11 protein-coding genes are annotated in these 16,004 nt (G+C 69.0%); 7 read left to right on the forward strand and 4 right to left on the reverse strand.

The genetic code is table 11. The features are described 5' to 3' along the window. Positions 1–28: 28 nt before the first annotated feature. The gene (locus L1081_RS21675; protein ID WP_489414014.1) at positions 29–2,587 is read left to right on the forward strand and encodes a PepSY domain-containing protein; all 2,559 of its coding nucleotides are present in this window, start codon (positions 29–31) and stop codon (positions 2,585–2,587) included. Here the strand turns inward: L1081_RS21675 and L1081_RS21680 are convergent. Further along, on the reverse strand, positions 2,581–3,447 hold the full coding sequence (locus L1081_RS21680) for a LysR substrate-binding domain-containing protein (protein ID WP_489414015.1): 867 nt from the start codon (positions 3,445–3,447) through the stop codon (positions 2,581–2,583). The genes L1081_RS21675 and L1081_RS21680 overlap by 7 nt on opposite strands. Positions 3,448–3,514: 67 nt before the next feature. Continuing rightward, a complete protein-coding gene (locus L1081_RS21685) occupies positions 3,515–3,946 on the reverse strand; it encodes a VOC family protein (protein WP_489414016.1) in 432 nt (143 codons plus the stop codon). A 253-nt stretch (positions 3,947–4,199) separates the two neighbouring features. Between L1081_RS21685 and xylF the strand changes: the two genes are divergently transcribed. The 5 genes from xylF to L1081_RS21710 all read left to right on the forward strand — a co-directional run bounded on the left by xylF (position 4,200) and on the right by L1081_RS21710 (position 11,259). Further along, a complete protein-coding gene (gene xylF, locus L1081_RS21690; protein WP_489414017.1) occupies positions 4,200–5,222 on the forward strand; it encodes a D-xylose ABC transporter substrate-binding protein in 1,023 nt (340 codons plus the stop codon). A gap of 115 nt (positions 5,223–5,337) precedes the next feature. Beyond that, a complete protein-coding gene (locus L1081_RS21695) occupies positions 5,338–6,528 on the forward strand; it encodes a sugar ABC transporter permease (protein ID WP_319439916.1) in 1,191 nt (396 codons plus the stop codon). 219 nt (positions 6,529–6,747) lie between these two features. Continuing rightward, complete coding sequence (locus L1081_RS21700; RefSeq protein WP_489414018.1) at positions 6,748–7,524, forward strand: ATP-binding cassette domain-containing protein; 777 nt, start codon at positions 6,748–6,750, stop codon at positions 7,522–7,524. Positions 7,525–7,543: 19 nt separating this feature from the next. Further along, complete coding sequence (locus L1081_RS21705) at positions 7,544–8,707, forward strand: ROK family protein (RefSeq protein WP_489414019.1); 1,164 nt, start codon at positions 7,544–7,546, stop codon at positions 8,705–8,707. A 116-nt stretch (positions 8,708–8,823) separates the two neighbouring features. Next, entirely contained in the window at positions 8,824–11,259 is a 2,436-nt protein-coding gene (locus L1081_RS21710) for a membrane-bound PQQ-dependent dehydrogenase, glucose/quinate/shikimate family (RefSeq protein ID WP_489414020.1), read from the forward strand. A 4-nt stretch (positions 11,260–11,263) separates the two neighbouring features. Here the strand turns inward: L1081_RS21710 and L1081_RS21715 are convergent, their stop codons facing one another. Next, positions 11,264–12,547 (reverse strand): helix-turn-helix domain-containing protein, encoded by a 1,284-nt coding sequence (locus tag L1081_RS21715; protein WP_489414021.1) that lies wholly within the window; start codon positions 12,545–12,547, stop codon positions 11,264–11,266. A 157-nt stretch (positions 12,548–12,704) separates the two neighbouring features. Between L1081_RS21715 and L1081_RS21720 the strand changes: the two genes are divergently transcribed. Beyond that, on the forward strand, positions 12,705–14,798 hold the full coding sequence (locus L1081_RS21720; protein ID WP_489414022.1) for a PQQ-dependent dehydrogenase, methanol/ethanol family: 2,094 nt from the start codon (positions 12,705–12,707) through the stop codon (positions 14,796–14,798). Positions 14,799–14,960: 162 nt separating this feature from the next. Here the strand turns inward: L1081_RS21720 and L1081_RS21725 are convergent, their stop codons facing one another. Next, the gene (locus L1081_RS21725; protein ID WP_489414023.1) at positions 14,961–15,935 is read right to left on the reverse strand and encodes a tripartite tricarboxylate transporter substrate-binding protein; all 975 of its coding nucleotides are present in this window, start codon (positions 15,933–15,935) and stop codon (positions 14,961–14,963) included. Positions 15,936–16,004 lie beyond the last annotated feature (69 nt).

Raw genomic sequence — 16,004 nt, forward strand, 5'->3', positions numbered from 1 at the left:
GGCCCTCCACATCCTTCGGCGTTTTTCCATGGCTCTCCTGAGACGGATCTGGTTCCAGATCCACTGGTTCATCGGCATCACGGCCGGAAGCGTGCTCGTCGTGATCGGGCTGAGCGGCGCGGTGCTCTCCTTTCGCGCCGAGATCGTCGACGCGCTCAATCCTGCGCTGCGCCACATTCCCAACCCCGCCGGTGCATCGGCGCTGCGGCCCGCGGCGCTGGCGGCGCAGGTGCAGGCGGCGGAACCGGCACTGCGCATCGCGGCACTCACGGTGTTCGCCGAACCCGGGCGGCCGGCGCGCGTCAACTTCGCGCCGACCGAAGGCCAGCGCCAGGGCGAGGTCCGGCTGATCGATCCCTGGACCGGCGCGCTGCTGCCCGTGCCCACGGGCGATGCCTTCTTCGAGTTCGCCGAGCACCTGCATCGCTGGCTGCTGCTGCCGCGCGATGCGGGCAAGCCCGTCACCGGCACCCTGGCCGCGGGGCTGCTGGTGCTTGCGCTGTCGGGCCTCTATCTGCGCTGGCCGCGTCGGCCGCTCGCGTGGCGGGCCTGGTTGAAGCTGGACTTCGCGTTGACCGGCCGCGCGTTTCTCTGGAACCTGCATGCGGTGGCCGGCACCCTCGCGCTGCTGGTGTACCTGGTCTCGAGCCTCACGGGCATCTACTGGGCCTTCGATGCCGTGCGTACGGTGGTCGACAACGCCGCCGGCGAAGGGCGCGTGGTCCGTGCGCAGGGCATGCATGCCGGCAGCGCGCCCGCCAAGGCGCAGGCGGCGCCCGACCTGCAGCGCGTGTGGCAGTCCTTCCTCGCCGAAACCGGCGGCGACTGGAGCCTGGCCACGCTGCGCCCGCCAGCGCGCAATGCATCGCAGATGGAAGTGACCTACCTGCGTGCCCACCCTGAACACGAACGCGCGCGCAACCGCCTCTACCTCGACGCCGCCACCGGCGAGCCCACCCGGCACCAGCGCTACGCCGACAAGCCGCTGGCCGGCCGCCTGGTCAACAGCATCTATCCGATGCACATGGGCACCTACTGGGGATTGCCGGGCCGCATCGTGATGCTGCTCAGCAGCCTGGGCCTGGCGCTGTTCGCGGTCACGGGGTGGATGCTCTACCTCGGGCGCCGCCGCACCAAGCGGGCCGTGCGCGAAGAGCGCATGCGACTCGGTCCTGCGCTGCGGCCCGAGGGGGCCGGCGCCGAGCCCGTGCTGCTCACCTTTGCGAGCCAGACCGGCCAGGCGGAGCGCATCGCGCTGCAGACGGCCGCGGTGCTGCAATCGGCCGGCGTCGCGGTGGTGCTGCAGCCGCTGGTGCGCCTGAGCGTGGATGCGCTGCGGCGCTACCGCAAGGTGCTGCTGGTGGCCAGCACCTTCGGCGATGGCGATCCGCCGGACAGCCTGCGCGCCTTTGCGCGCCAGTTCGCGCTGCAGACCGGCTCCGGGCTGCAGCATGTGCGCTATGGCCTGCTCGCGCTGGGGGACCGGCACTACGCCAACTTCTGCGGCTTCGGCCGGTCGCTCGACCACGACCTGCGCGGCCATGGCGCAGAGGCGCTGTTCCCGATGATCGAAGTGCACAACGGCGATGCCGGTGCGCTGGCGCGCTGGCAGCATGCGCTGGCCGAGGCCTTCGGCGTGCTGCAGCCCGGCGCATGGAAGTCGCACGAACCGAAGGCGGCGTCCTTCGAGCCCTGGCGGCTCGTGCGGCGGACCCTGCTCAATGCCGGCAGCCAGGGCGATCCGCTCTTCGAGATCGAGCTCGCGCATGCGGGCCAGGCCGCCTGGGTGCCGGGTGCGCTCGTCGAACTGCTGCCGCGCCAGTCCGGCCACGCCGTCGGGCAATTCCTGCGCCGCGCCGGCCTCGACGGGCGAACGCACGTGCGCTGCGATGGCCGCGAGTGCACGCTCGAAGACGCGCTGTCTCGCAGCATGCTTCCGGCCGCACCGGCGGCCAGTGCGCAGGCGATGGCCGACATGCTGGTGCCGCTTGCACCGCGGCGCTATTCGGTGGCCTCGACCATGGCCGATGGCTGCGTGCAGCTGCTGGTGCGCCAGGTCCGCCACGCGGACGGCATGGGCGTGGCCTCGGGCTGGCTGACCGACGGGGCGCCACTGGATGCGCAGGTCGAGCTTCGCCTGCTGCCCAATCCCGCTTTTGCACTCGTCGACGACGAGGTGCCCTGCGTCTTCATCGGCAATGGCTCCGGCTTTGCCGGCCTGCGTGCGCATCTTCGCGAACGCGTGCGCCGAGGCCACGGGCGCAACTGGTTGGTGTTCGGCGAGCGGAACGCCGCGCACGATGCCTTCTGCGCCGAGGAGGTCGCGCAATGGCAGGCGGCCGCAGCGCTCGAGCGCGTCGATCTGGTGTTCTCGCGCGACCAGGCCGAGCGCCTGTATGTGCAGCACCGGCTGCGCGAAGCGGCCGGCCTGCTGCGCCAATGGGTGGCCGAGGGTGCGGTGGTCTACGTCTGCGGCAGCCTCGAAGGCATGGCGCCGGGCGTCGACCTGGCCTTGCGCGAGGTGCTGGGCGCGCCGGCCTGCGACGCGCTGGTGGCAGCGGGCCGCTACCGGCGCGATGTCTACTGAGCGGCTTCCCGCAGGCACTGCGCAAACTGTGCGGCGGCAGGCGGGCTTGCGCGCGGCTTGCGCAGCAGGAGCCCCACCTCGCGGTGGAACGTGAGCTCGCCGAGCGAGAGCATGCGAACACCCGCGGGCAGCGGAAGGTGCGCTTCGACCAGCGGAACGAGCGCGACGCCCAGCCCCTTGGACGCCATGTGGATGAGCCCGGCGATCTCGTCCAGTTCGATCGAATCGTTGACCGCAATGCCTTCGCGCCGGAGGAATCTTTCCACCATGCGGCCACCGAACGATGCGCGGTCGTAGCGCAGGAAGGGCTGCTCCCGGAGGAGCGCGCGCCAGTCCTTTCCCGGCAGTTTCCTGGGCGCGATGAGCACGTACGGTTCCTGCACCAGCGGCTGCCACGCCAGCTCCGGAAGAATGCCGAACGGCGGCCGGATGATCACCGCCGCATCGATCGTGCCTGCGTCGAGCTCGTCCATCAGCCGCATCGATACGCCGGGTGACACATGGACGCGCAGCAGCGGCAGTTCCTTGCGCAGCCTTGCGAGCGCCCGCGCGACCAGCGTCGACTGCGCCGAGGCAATGGCGCCGATGCGCAGCAGCCCGCCGCTCGCGGCGTCATCGGGAAGCTCGCCGAGCTTGGCGTAGAGCGCGCAGATCTCCTCTGCGCGCGCCAGCGTCGTCTGGCCGGCCGCATTCAAGGTGGCGGAGCGCCCGGTCCGTTCGAACAGCGCGAACCCCAGGGCTTCCTCGAGCCGCTTGACCTGGCTGCTGACCGCCGACTGCGTCAAGCCGATCCGCTCTCCCGCGGCGGCGAAGGTGCCGTGGCGGCAGACGGCGATGAAGGTTCTGAGCTCGTTGATCATGAACCGAGCATCTCAAGAATCGATGCCTGGTTCAATGATTCATCACGATGGACTGTCGTTGGCGCCTTCAGACGGCGAACAGCGAATCGAGATTCGCGAAGGACTTCATCTCGATGGCATTGCCCGACGGATCGAGAAAGAACATGGTCGCCTGTTCGCCCGGCTCGCCCTTGAAGCGGATGTAGGGCTCGATCACGAACCGGGTTTGTCGGGCCATGAGCTTGTCGGCCAGCGCTTGCCATTGGTCCATGGGAAGGATGGCGCCGAAGTGGCGCACCGGCACGTCGTGGCCGTCCACCGCGCTGCTGGCCTTGTGGCCGCATTCATCGGGCGCCAGGTGCGCCACGATCTGGTGGCCGTAAAAGTCGAAGTCGACCCATTCGGGCGCGCTGCGGCCCTCGGGGCATCCCAGCAGATCGCCGTAGAAGACGCGGGCTTCGGCGATGTCGCGGACGGGAAAGGCCAGGTGGAACGGAATTCTCGGGTGGGGTGCATTCATGGCAGCGATCGCATCGATGGGGTCGGGATGGCCCGGACTTTAAGCAGCCGCGCTCATAACTGAAAACGATATCTTTTCTTGCTGAGCATCGATTTTTTCGATGCTCGGTCCGCCGCGCCGGCGTGCGCATTCCCCCGGGAATTCCCGGGTGCCCAGCGCGTGGCCGCGATGGGATAGTTAGTTCGCCCTTCAAACTAACTAATTTCTTACACGGCGTTCTTCGCCGGGCACACCCTTCCAAGGAGAGACATCCATGCAACTCAAGCACACCCTGGCCGCCATGGCCTTCGGCCTTTCTGCCGTGGGCGCAGTGGCCCAGACCGTGGTCGGCGTGAGCTGGTCCAACTTCCAGGAAGAGCGCTGGAAGACCGACGAGGCCGCGATCAAGGCGCAGCTCGAGAAGCTCGGCGCCAAGTACATCAGCGCCGATGCGGGCGGCTCGCCCGAGAAGCAGCTGGGCGACATCGAGGGGCTGATGTCGAAGGGCGCCAAGGCGCTGATCGTGCTGGCCATGGACAAGGACGCGATTCTTCCCGCCGTCACCAAGGCCACGCGCCAGAAGGTGCCCGTGGTCGCGTACGACCGGCTGATCGAGGCGCCGGGCGTCTTCTACATCACCTTCGACAACGTCGAGGTCGGCCGCATGGAGGCGCGCGAGGTCTTCAAGGTCAAGCCCAAGGGCAACTACGTGATCATCAAGGGCTCGCCGAGCGACCCGAACGCCGACTTCCTGCGCGCGGGCCAGCAGGAGGTGCTGGACGCCGCCATCAAGAAGGGCGACATCAAGATCGTCGGCGACGAATACACCGAAGGCTGGAAGCCCGAGGTGGCGCAGAAGAACATGGAGCAGATCCTCACCAAGAACGCCAACAAGGTCGACGCGGTGGTGGCTGCCAACGACGGCACGGCCGGCGGCGCGGTGGCCGCGCTCACCGCCAAGGGCCTGCGCGGCATTCCGGTGTCGGGCCAGGACGCCGACTTCGCGGCGCTCAACCGCATTGCGCTGGGCACGCAGACCGCCACCATCTTCAAGGACTCGCGCGAACTCGGCCGTGAAGCCGCCAGCGCCGCCATCGCGCTGTCGCAGGGCAAGCCGGCCGAGAAGGCCGCGCCCTGGAATTCCGGGCCGAAGAAGATCTCGCTGTCGTCGCGCCTGCTCACGCCGGTGCCGATCACGCGCGACAACCTCGACGTGGTCGTGAAGGCCGGCTGGATCAAGAAAGACGAGCTCTGCAAGGGCGTCCCGGCGGCCACCGCACCCGCGGCCTGCAAGTAGCAGAGCGAGCCGCAAGCAGCGCCCCGATCCGCGCCGCATTGCCGCGTTCGGCCGGCCCATGGGCCCGCCCGGACCGCCGCCGCGCACCTGTTGTTCCTTCGAGAGGATCTGAAAAATGAGCAATCCAACGCCAGGCTGGTGGCGGCGCACGGGCGTCGACCTGCGGCTCCTGCTGATGAGCGTGCTGCTGATCGCCATGGGGGTGGTCTTCAACGTGATGTCGGGCGGCGTGTTCCTGTCGCCCGAGAACCTCTACAACGTGGCGCAGCAGACGGCGGTGGTGGGCATCGTGTCGACGGTGATGGTGCTGGTGATCGTGGCGCGCCACATCGACCTGTCGGTCGGCTCGGTCATGGGCTTCGTGGGCGTGCTGATCGCCTACCTGCAGTACACCTCGGGCTGGTCGTGGCCCGCGGCCTGCCTCGCGGGGCTCGCTGTGGCGCTGCTGGTGTCGATCTACCAGGGCTGGCTCACGGCGATGCTGGGCGTGCCCTCGTTCGTGGTCACGCTCGGCGGGCTGATGTCGTTCCGCGGCGCCGCCTTCCTGGTGGCCGACGGCAAGACCCAGCCCGTGAACGACGAATTTTTCCAGCGCCTGGGCGGCGGCTACGACGGCGGCATCGGCACCACCATGACCTGGGTGCTCGCGGCTTTCGTGGCGCTGGTGCTGTTCGCGCGCATGCTGCAGAAGCGCCGCGCACGCGCGCACCACGAAATGCCCAACGAGCCGCTCTGGCTGGAGCTGCTGCTGACGGCGGTGCCGGCGGCCGTGGTGTTCGTTTTCGCGGCGGTCATGAACAACTACCAGATCGCCTCGAAGGACGCGCCGCAGGGCCTGCCGATCCCGGTGCTGATCTGGGCCGTGGTGGCGATCGTGCTGTCGTTCATCGTGCACCGCACGCGCTTCGGCCGCTATGTGTTCGCGATGGGCGGCAACCCCGATGCGGCGGCGCTGGTGGGCATTCCGGTCAAGCGCGTCACGCTGATGCTGTTCGCGCTGCTCGCGGTGCTGGTGACGGTGGCGGCCATCGTGTCGATCGCGCGGCTCAACGCGGGTACCAATTCGCTCGGCACGGGTATGGAGCTGTATGTGATTGCGGCCGCCGTGATCGGCGGCACGGCGCTCGCGGGCGGCACCGGCTCGATCTTCGGCTCGGTGCTGGGCGCGCTCATCATGCAGTCGCTCGACAGCGGCATGCTGCTGCTCGACGTGCCGATCGGCAAGCGCATGGTGATCATCGGGCAGGTGCTGATCGTGGCGGTGGTGTTCGACGTGCTGTATCGGCGCAAGTTCGGGGAGAACTAGGATGCAAGTGCGTTGGACAGAGCCGCTGTTGATCGGCGGTACACGCAGAGCGTGCCCTGTGCGCAGGGCATCGGGTGCTCCCCGCAGCGAAATAAAGGAGGAGCCGAAGGCGGGGGACATTCGCGGAGGGGAGTACCCGGTGGCCTGTGCACGCGCCCTGAACATCGGAACCCAGGATGCAAAAAGTCCTTTCCACGGCACACCGCAAAAGGAATTCAAATGACCACGGTCGACACATCAACGCCCCTGGTCGAACTGAAGGAGATCCGCAAGGCCTTCGGCGGCGTGAAGGCCGTGGACGGCGTGAGCATCAACCTCCATCCCGGCGAAGTGGTGGCTGTGCTCGGCCACAACGGCGCGGGCAAGTCCACGCTCATGAAGATGCTCGCGGGCGCCTACCCGGTCGATTCGGGCGACACGCTGATCGCGGGCGAGAAGGTCCACATCCGCACGCCCGCCGAAGCGCAGGCGCTCGGCATCGAGACCATCTACCAGACGCTGGCGCTGGCCGACAACCTCGACTCCGTATCGAACCTCTTTCTCGGCCGCGAGAAGATGACGCGCTGGAACACGCTCGACGACCACTTCATGGAGGTGCAGGCGCGCAAGGTGTTCCAGCGCCTGAACAAGAACTTCAGCAACATCCGCATTCCGGTGCGAAGGCTCTCGGGCGGGCAACGGCAAGTGGTGGCGATCTCGCGCGCGTTGTACTTCAACGCGCGCATCCTGATCATGGACGAGCCCTGCGCCGCCCTCGGCCCCGAAGAAACCGCGATGGTCGGCGGGCTCGTGAAGCAGCTCAAGGCCGACGGCGTCGGCATCTTCCTGATCACGCACGACATGCCCGACGTGTTCTCGCTGAGCGACCGCGTCGCGGTCATGAAGAACGGCAAGCTCGTGGGCACCTACCGCACCGCGGACGTCACCGAAGACGAAGTGCTCGGCATGATCATCGCGGGCAAGCGCCCCGAGGGAAAAGAGCAGGCCCACAGGTGAACGAAGGCAGGGTGGCCCCGTGACCATCGGCGACCAGCAGCTGCTCAAGCGCATGAACCGCAGCGTGCTGCTGCGCCTCCTGCGTGCGCGCCCGGGCCTGTCGCGCGCACGGCTCGCGAGCGAGAGCGGCCTCACCAAGTCGACCGTGAGCCTGCTGGTGCGCGAGCTGCTCGACGAGGGCTGGCTCAGCGAAGCCGGCACCACCGTTGCCGATGGCCTGGGGCGGCCTTCGACGCCGCTGCGGATCAACGTCGGCGTGCGCGCGCTGATGGGGGTCGAGATCGCCGTTGAAACGGTGCGGCTGGTGTGCGTCTCGCTGCAGGGCGAGGTGCTGCATGCCGACACGCAGGCGCTGACCGACAGCGCACCGGCCGGCGCCTGCGCGCAGGTTGCGCGCATGGCCGCGGCAGCGCACGGGCAGCTCAACGCACTGGGGCTGCGCCTGTCGAGCATCGGCGTCTGCGTGCCCGGCGCGGTGGACGACTGCACCGGCATGGTCCGCTTTGCGCCCAACCTCGGCTGGCGCAACGTGAGCTTGCTGCCCGCGCTGGAAGAAGCCTTTGCCGCGGCCGGGCTGCCGGGCGTCACGGTGCAGCTGCAGAACGACGCCGATGCCGCCGCGCTCGGCGAGTACGAGTTCTCCGGTGGCGAAAGCGCGGATCCGCTGATCTTCGTGAGCTGCGACGTGGGCGTGGGCGCCGGGGTGGTGCTGAACGACCGGCTCTTCACGGGCGCGCAAGGCATGGCGGGCGAGATCGGCCACACCATCCTGCAGCTCGATGGGCCGCTGTGCTCGTGCGGGCGCCGCGGCTGCGCCGAGGCCTTCTTCGGCTCGCGCGCGCTCGAGCGCGAAGCGCCCGGCATGGCGCACGCGGCGGCCTTCTTCGGCGTGCTGCTGCAGAACCTGTGGGTCACCTTCGATCCGCGCGCCATCGTGCTCGGCGGCAAGTCCTGCACCGGCCATCTCGGCCTGGCGCAGGCGGCCTTCGAGAGCGTGGGACGCCATGCCGATGCAGCCGGCATGCCCGCGCCCGATCTGCGCATCGCGCGCTATCGCGCGCTTGCACCCGCCGTGGGCGCCGCCGCGCTGGCACTGCACGAATACCTCCGGCCGCTGCAGCCCGATGCGCGCACGCGCCGGGCCCGCGCCGCGCGCAGCGAATACCGAATACCTTCTGTTTAAAAAAGATCGGCTGCGCGTGGCCGCGCGTCCGGTGATACACGGCGACATGCGCAAACCGCCTACGCGCATCGCCGCTGCCTTGGCCTAGGTTCGAGAAAAAACTTGGAGCCCAAGCCATGCCCGATGCTGCCGCGCGCGTTCGTGCGCCTTCTTCCGCGCTGCTCAACATCACTGCTGTTGTCATCGGCCTTGCAGGCCTGGGGCTGGCGGCGGCAGGCGCATGGCTCGTCGTGCTCGGCGGCTCGTGGTACTACCTCGTGGCGGGGTTCGGGCTGATCGTCGCGGCGGTGCTGCTGCCGCGCGGCAGCGGCGCGGGCCTCTGGGTCTATGCGGCCGTGGTGGCGTTCACGCTGATGTGGGCCTTGTGGGAAGTGGGCTTCGACTGGTGGCCGCTGGCGGCGCGCGGCGACGTGTTCTTTGTGCTCGGCGTGTTCCTGCTCACGCCCTGGGTGGCGCGTGCGCTCGGGCGCCGCAGCGCCGCGGGCGTGGCGCCCGCGCGCGGCTTCCTCGGCGTGGTGCTGCTGGCCTTCCTGGCCGCCGCGGTGTTCTCGTGGACGCGCGATGCGACGCGCGTGGAGGGCGCCATGCCGGCGCCGACGGCAGCCGCCGCGGCATCGGCGAACGCCGCACCGGCCCCGCCGAAGGACGACTGGACGGCCTACGGCGGCAACGGCATGGGCCAGCGCTATTCGGCACTCGACCAGATCACGCCGGCCAATGTGGGCGAGCTGCAGGAGGCGTGGCACTTTCGCACCGGTGACATGCGCGGCCAGAGCGGCGACCCCGAGGAGACGACCTTCGAGGTCACGCCGCTGAAGATCGGCGAGCGGCTTTTTCTTTGCACGCCTCACCAGTCGGTGGTGGCGCTGAACGCGACCACCGGCGAGCAGCTCTGGCGCTACACGCCCGAGATCCGGCGCCCGCTGGCCTTGCAGCACCTGACCTGCCGCGGCCTGTCCTACGACCCGGGCAGCGCGGTGCGGGCCGCGCCGGCCGCGGCTGCTTCATCGCCCCCCGCTGCGGGTGGCGATTGCGACGCCAAGCTCTTCATGCCCACGGCCGACGGCCGCGTCATCGCACTCGACCCCGGGAGCGGGAGGCCCTGCATGCGCTTTGGCGGCGGCACGGGCCAGATCGACCTCTGGAAGAACATGCCCAACGTGAAGCCCGGCGCCTACTACTCGACCTCTCCCGTGGTGGTGACACGCTCGCTCGTCATCGTGGGCGGCACGGTGCTGGACAACGTCTCGACCAAGGAGACCTCGGGCGTGATCCGGGCCTTCGACATCGACACCGGCGCGCTGGTGTGGAACTGGGACTCGGGCAACCCGGACGACACCGCACCCATCGCGGCCGACCGCACGTACACGGCCAACTCGCCGAACAGCTGGTCGATCTCCAGCGTGGACGAGGCGCTGGGGCTGGTCTACGTGCCCACCGGCAACCAGCCGCCCGACCAGTGGGGCGGAAAGCGCACCGAAGGGGCCGAGCGCTACTCGTCCTCGGTGGTGGCGCTGGACCTGGCCACCGGCCGCGTGCGCTGGAGCTTCCAGACCGTGCACCACGACCTCTGGGACTACGACGTGCCCTCGCAGCCCAGCCTCGTCGACCTGCGCATCGGCAGCGAGACGGTGCCCGCGCTGGTGCAGCCGACCAAGCAGGGCGAGCTGTTCGTGCTCGACCGGCGCGACGGCAAGCCCGTGACCAAGGTCCATGAACGGCCCGCGCCGCAGGGGCCGGCCGCGGGCGACCACACCTCGCTCACGCAGCCGGTGTCGGAGCTGTCCTTCGATCCGCCCGCGCTCACGCCGGCCGACATGTGGGGCGGCACCGTGTTCGACCAGCTGGCCTGCCGCATCGCCTTTCACCGGCTGCGCTACGAAGGCCGCTACACGCCGCCGTCGACCGAGGGCTCGCTGATCTACCCCGGCAACTTCGGCGTCTTCAACTGGGGCGGCGTGGCGGTCGACCCGGTGCGGCAGATGGCGTTCACCACGCCGGCTTCGCTGGCCTTCGTGTCCAGGCTCATTCCGCGCGCCGACGACACCTCGCTCTACGTGCAGGGCAAGGACCGGCCCAACGACAGCCTGCCCGCGCTCAACGAGAACTTCGGCGCGCCATTCGCGGTGCAGCTGCGCGCCTTCACCTCGGTGTTCGGCCTGCCGTGCCAGGCGCCGCCCTGGGGCCATGTGGCCGGGGCCGACCTGCGCACAGGCCGGGTGGTGTGGAAGCACAAGAATGGCACCGTGCGCGACAGCTCGCCGCTGCCGCTGCCTTTTGCGATGGGCGTGCCCAGCCTCGGCGGGCCGATGATGACGGCTGGCGGCGTGGCCTTTCTCTCGGGCACGCTCGACTACTACCTGCGCGCCTACGACGTGGCCAGTGGCAAGGAGCTCTGGCGCAGCCGCCTGCCCGCGGGCGGGCAGGCCACGCCGATGAGCTACCGCGGCAGCGACGGACGCCAGTACGTGGTGGTGGCAGCGGGCGGCCACGGCTCGTTGGGCACGCGCACGGGCGACCACGTGATCGCCTACGCGCTGCCCAGGCGCTGAGCGTTCAGCCCGGCGCGCGCGGCGGCAGGCCCTTGTCCTGTTCGCGCCAGCCGCGCAGCCGCCGGTACAGCGTGCCGCGCGACACGCCCAGCTGCCGCGCCGCCTGCGACACGTTGCCCTCCTGCGCCGCCAGCGTTTCCTCGATCAGCTTGCGGCTGTGCTCGCGCAGGGTTTCGCCCGGCGGCGGTTCCGGCGGCACGTGGTGCGAGGCGATCGCTGGCGGATGCTCGTGCGCCGTCAACGGCTCGGCTGCCGTTGCAGGCTCGGCGGGCAGCATCGCGCCGGCGTTGCCGGGCATCGCCACCGCATGCCTGAAGTCCACGCCGTCCGCAGCTTTCAGGCGCGCCTGCACCCACACGCCCAGCCCGCTCGCCAGGCGCAGTGGCTGCGCGGCTTCGCGCCTTTCGAGCCGCAGCAGGCTCGCGAGGTCGTGGCCCAGCATCGATTCGACATCGCGTTCGCAGGCCTCTTCGGGCAGGCGTCCGATCAGCCGCGCGCCGGCACTGTTGAGCCAGGCGATGGTCCCGTCGGGCGCCACGCCGGCCAGCGCTTCCATGGGCGTGCCCAGCAGGGTGGGGCTGGCCTGGAAGCGCAGGATCAGGTGGTCGCGCGACTGCGCCTGCAGCAGGCGGTTCTCGATGGTCGTGGCGTAGAGCCCCACCATCGAGGCCGCATCGAAGCCGAAGCGCCGCGCCTCCATCGTGATGTCGAGCACGCCCGCGAGCCGGCCCGCCACGTCGCGGATCGGCGCCGCGGCGCACTGCATCTGCGACAGCACGTCGAAGTAGTGCTCCGCGCCGTCGACCGTGCAGGCCTGCCCGGTGGTCGCCACGATGCCGGGGGCGGTGGTGCCGACGATGCGCTCGGAAATGTTCACGCCCACGCGCGCGGTCTTGCGCAGTACCGGCTGGTGCGCGGCGGCCGGCTGGTGCGTGACGTGCACCACCACGCCTTCGCCGTCCGTCAGGATCACGCGGCAGTCGGTGCCTGCGAGCGCGCTTTCCATGCTCGCGAGTTCCTGCCGCGCCACCTCGAGCAGCTCGCGGTTGCGCGCCAGCGTGGCGTGCAGGCGGCTCGGCGTGACCGCGTCGAAAGGCACGATGCGCTGCCGGTCGCTGTGGTTGCGGGTGCAGCGCAGCCACGACTGGATCACCGCCTCGCCGACCAGGCCCGAAGGCCGCACGCCTTCCTCGAAGAACTGCTGCCGCGCGAGCGCCACGCGCTGCGCCGGCGTGCTGGAAAAAAGTTGGCGCGGCGCGGTTGCCGTGCCCAGCCGTTCGAAAGCCATGCTGTTCGCCGCTCCTCGCAAATCGGGGGAATCAGGAAAGGGAGATCGCTGCCCCCGTCGAATGTGTTCCGCAATGGAACAGCGCCGGACTGGGGAAATCCCGAAGGTGAACGCGAGTGCGGCAAAAACGATCCTTGCGGCACAAAGGAGACCCACGATGAAAAAGATCCACTCCGGTTTGCTTGTGCTCGCCGGTGCATTGCTGTGCCTGGGCAGCTCGCCCGCCGCGGCCCAGGCCTCGGCCGCCAAGCAGGTGAACGGCGACTTCATTCGCGCCAATGCGGCCCAGAAGAAGACGCCCGACTGGCCGAGCTACGGCCTGGACTACGCCGAATCGCGCTTCAGCAAGCTCGACCAGGTGAACGCCGGCAACGTGAAGCAGCTGGGCCTGGCCTGGTCCTACAACCTCGAGTCCACGCGCGGCGTCGAGGCCACGCCGCTGGTGGTGGACGGCATCATGTACGTCACCGCATCGTGGAGCGTGGTGCATGCCATCGACACGCGCACCGGGCAGAAGCTCTGGAGCTTCGATCCGCAGGTCGACAAGTCCAGGGGCTTCAGGGGTTGCTGCGACGTGGTGAACCGCGGCGTGGCGCTGCACGAGGGCAAGGTCTACGTCGGCGCCTACGACGGCCGCCTGATCGCGCTCGACGCGGCCACGGGGCAGAAGGTCTGGGAGAAGAACACGATCGAGGGGCAGAAGGGCTCCTACACCATCACCGGCGCGCCGCGCGTCTTCAAGGGCAAGGTCATCATCGGCAACGGCGGCGCCGAGTACGGCGTGCGCGGCTACGTCACGGCCTACGACGCGAAGACCGGCGAGCAGAAGTGGCGCTGGTTCGTGGTGCCGGGCGACCCGGCCAAGCCCTTCGAGGACGAATCGATGGCGCGCGCCGCCAAGACCTGGGACCCGAGCGGCAAATACTGGGAAGCCGGCGGCGGCGGCACCGCATGGGACAGCTTCGCCTTCGATCCCGAGCTCAACCTGATGTACGTGGGCACCGGCAACGGCTCGCCCTGGGCGCACAGGAAGCGCAGCCCCAAGGGCGGCGACAACCTCTACCTCGGCTCGGTGGTGGCCCTGAACCCCGACACCGGCAAGTACGTGTGGCACTACCAGGAGACGCCCGGCGACAACTGGGACTACACCTCCACCCAGTCGATGATCCTAGCCAACGTCACGCTCGGCGGCAAGGCGCGCAAGGTGCTGCTGCATGCGCCGAAGAACGGCTTCTTCTTCGTCATCGACCGCACCAACGGCAAGTTCATTTCGGCGAAGAATTTCGTCGACGTGAACTGGGCCACGGGCTACGACAAGAACGGCCGTCCCGTCGAGATCGCCGCCGCGCGCCAGAACGACAAGCCCGGCGACAGCATCCCCGGCCCCTTCGGTGCGCACAACTGGCACCCGATGTCGTTCAACCCGCAGACCGGCCTGGCCTACCTGCCGGCGCAGAACATCCCGGTCAACCTGATGGACGACAAGGACTGGAAGTTCGACCAGAACGCGCCCGGCCGCCCGCATGCCGCGCTGGGCTGGAACACCGCGATGTCGATCAACGCCGAGGCGCCCAAGAGCAAGCCCTTCGGCCGCCTCGTCGCCTGGGACCCGGTGGCGCAGAAGGAGGCCTGGGGCGTGGACTACGTCTCGCCCTGGAACGGCGGCACGCTCACCACCGCCGGCAACCTCGTGTTCCAGGGCACGGCCGACGGCCGCCTGGTGGCCTACAACGCGAAGACCGGCGAGAAGCTCTGGGAAACGGCCACCGGCACCGGCGTGGTGGCCGCGCCCGCCACCTACATGGTCGACGGCAAGCAGTACGTGTCGGTCGCGGTGGGCTGGGGCGGCGTGTACGGCCTCGCGCAGCGCGCCACCGAGCGGCAGGGCCCGGGCACGGTTTACACCTTCGCGGTGGGCGGCACCGCGAAGATGCCCGACTTCGTGCAGTACCGCATGGACAAGCTGGTGCAGGGCGTGAAGTACGACCCCGCCAAGGTCCAGGCCGGCACCATGCTCTATGTGAGCAACTGCGTGTTCTGCCACGGCGTGCCGGGCGTGGACCGCGGCGGCAACATCCCGAACCTCGGCTACATGGACGCGGCCTACATCGAGAACCTCGACAAGTTCATCCTCAAGGGCCCGGCCATGGCGCGCGGCATGCCCGACTTCACCGGCAAGCTCTCGGGCGAGGACATCGAGAGCATCAAGGCCTTCATCCAGGGCACGGCCGACGCGATCCGGCCGAAGTAGACGCCGCGCTCCCGGAAAAAAAGCCGCCGACCCCGAAGGGGGCGGCGGCTTCCGAATCCAAGGCCAGGAACACCGCGGAGCCGGCTTTGCCGGGCCGCTGGTGTTGCCCCCTCGAGGGGGAGGCGGCTACACGAAGTGAGCCGCATCGGGGGTGGGCCGCAGTCAGTCGGCGTACACGCCGGCGGCCTTGATGATCGGGCCCCACTTGCCGATCTCGGCCGAGACGAACTTCTTGTGCTCGGCCGGCTCGGTGCGCTTGTCGGTGGTGATCACGGCGCCAAGGCCTTCCTGGCGCTTGATGAAGCCCGGGTCCTTCATGGCGGCCTTGATGGCCTCGTTGAGCTTCTTCAGCACCGGTGCCGGCGTGCCCTTGGGCGCGTACACGCCGTGCCAGATCGTGACCTCGAAGTCCTTCAGGCCCGATTCGGCGAGCGTCGGCAGGTCTTTCAGGGCCGGCGTGGTCAGGCGCTTGGTCGTGGTCACGGCATAGGCCTTGACCTTCTTGGCCTCGATCTGCGAGGTGGTGTTGGTGGTCTGGTCGCACAAGAGGTCGATCTGGCCGCCCAGCAGGTCGGCGATGGCCGGCGCGGTGCCCTTGTAGGGGACCGGCGTCATCTCGGTCTTGAGCGCGCTCTGGAACAGCAGGCCGCACAGGTGCGAGGCAGCGCCCAGGCCGGCGTTGCCGAGGTTGATCTTGCCCTTGTTGGCCGCGATCCAGGTCGTCAGTTCCTTGTAGTTGTTGGCCGGCAGGCCGGGTTTGCCGATGAGCGTCATCGGCACTTCATTGACCATGCCGAGGTATTCGAAGTCGTTCTCGACGTTGAACGGCAGCTTGCGGTAGAGCGCCGGCATCGTCGACATGGCGATGTGGTTCAGCAGCAGCGTGTGGCCGTCCGGCGCCGCGCGGGCCACCTTGGCGGTGCCGATGGAGCTGCCGGCGCCCGCAGTGTTGTCCACCACGATGGTCGTGCCAAGGGTCTTTTGCAGGGCTTCGGCCAGGTCGCGGGCCACCCGGTCGGTCGGACCGCCGGCGGAGAAAGGCACCACCAGCGTGACGGTCTTGCCTGCGGGGAAATCCTGGGCATAGGCGCCAGCGGCAGCAGCGGCGAACGCCGTGAGTGCAAGCAGTTTCTTCATGAGTGTCTCTCGGGTTGGTGAAATGCAAAAACGGCCGCGATCATAAAGGCTGACCATGACCTGACGAAT

Origin of the sequence: Variovorax sp. MSC1_012 (genome assembly GCF_023667525.1) — a bacterium.
GTDB classification, from domain to species: Bacteria; Pseudomonadota; Gammaproteobacteria; order Burkholderiales; family Burkholderiaceae_C; genus Variovorax; species Variovorax beijingensis_B.

Coding starts and splice junctions, on each gene's coding strand:
- L1081_RS21675 (WP_489414014.1), top strand. CDS start 29: ATGGCTCTCCTGAGACGGATCTGGTTCCAGATCCACTGGTTCATCGGC.
- L1081_RS21700 (WP_489414018.1), top strand. CDS start 6,748: ATGACCACGGTCGACACATCAACGCCCCTGGTCGAACTGAAGGAGATC.
- L1081_RS21680 (WP_489414015.1), bottom strand. CDS start 3,447: ATGATCAACGAGCTCAGAACCTTCATCGCCGTCTGCCGCCACGGCACC.
- L1081_RS21720 (WP_489414022.1), top strand. CDS start 12,705: ATGAAAAAGATCCACTCCGGTTTGCTTGTGCTCGCCGGTGCATTGCTG.
- L1081_RS21695 (WP_319439916.1), top strand. CDS start 5,338: ATGAGCAATCCAACGCCAGGCTGGTGGCGGCGCACGGGCGTCGACCTG.
- L1081_RS21710 (WP_489414020.1), top strand. CDS start 8,824: ATGCCCGATGCTGCCGCGCGCGTTCGTGCGCCTTCTTCCGCGCTGCTC.
- L1081_RS21725 (WP_489414023.1), bottom strand. CDS start 15,935: ATGAAGAAACTGCTTGCACTCACGGCGTTCGCCGCTGCTGCCGCTGGC.
- L1081_RS21715 (WP_489414021.1), bottom strand. CDS start 12,547: ATGGCTTTCGAACGGCTGGGCACGGCAACCGCGCCGCGCCAACTTTTT.
- L1081_RS21685 (WP_489414016.1), bottom strand. CDS start 3,946: ATGAATGCACCCCACCCGAGAATTCCGTTCCACCTGGCCTTTCCCGTC.
- xylF (WP_489414017.1), top strand. CDS start 4,200: ATGCAACTCAAGCACACCCTGGCCGCCATGGCCTTCGGCCTTTCTGCC.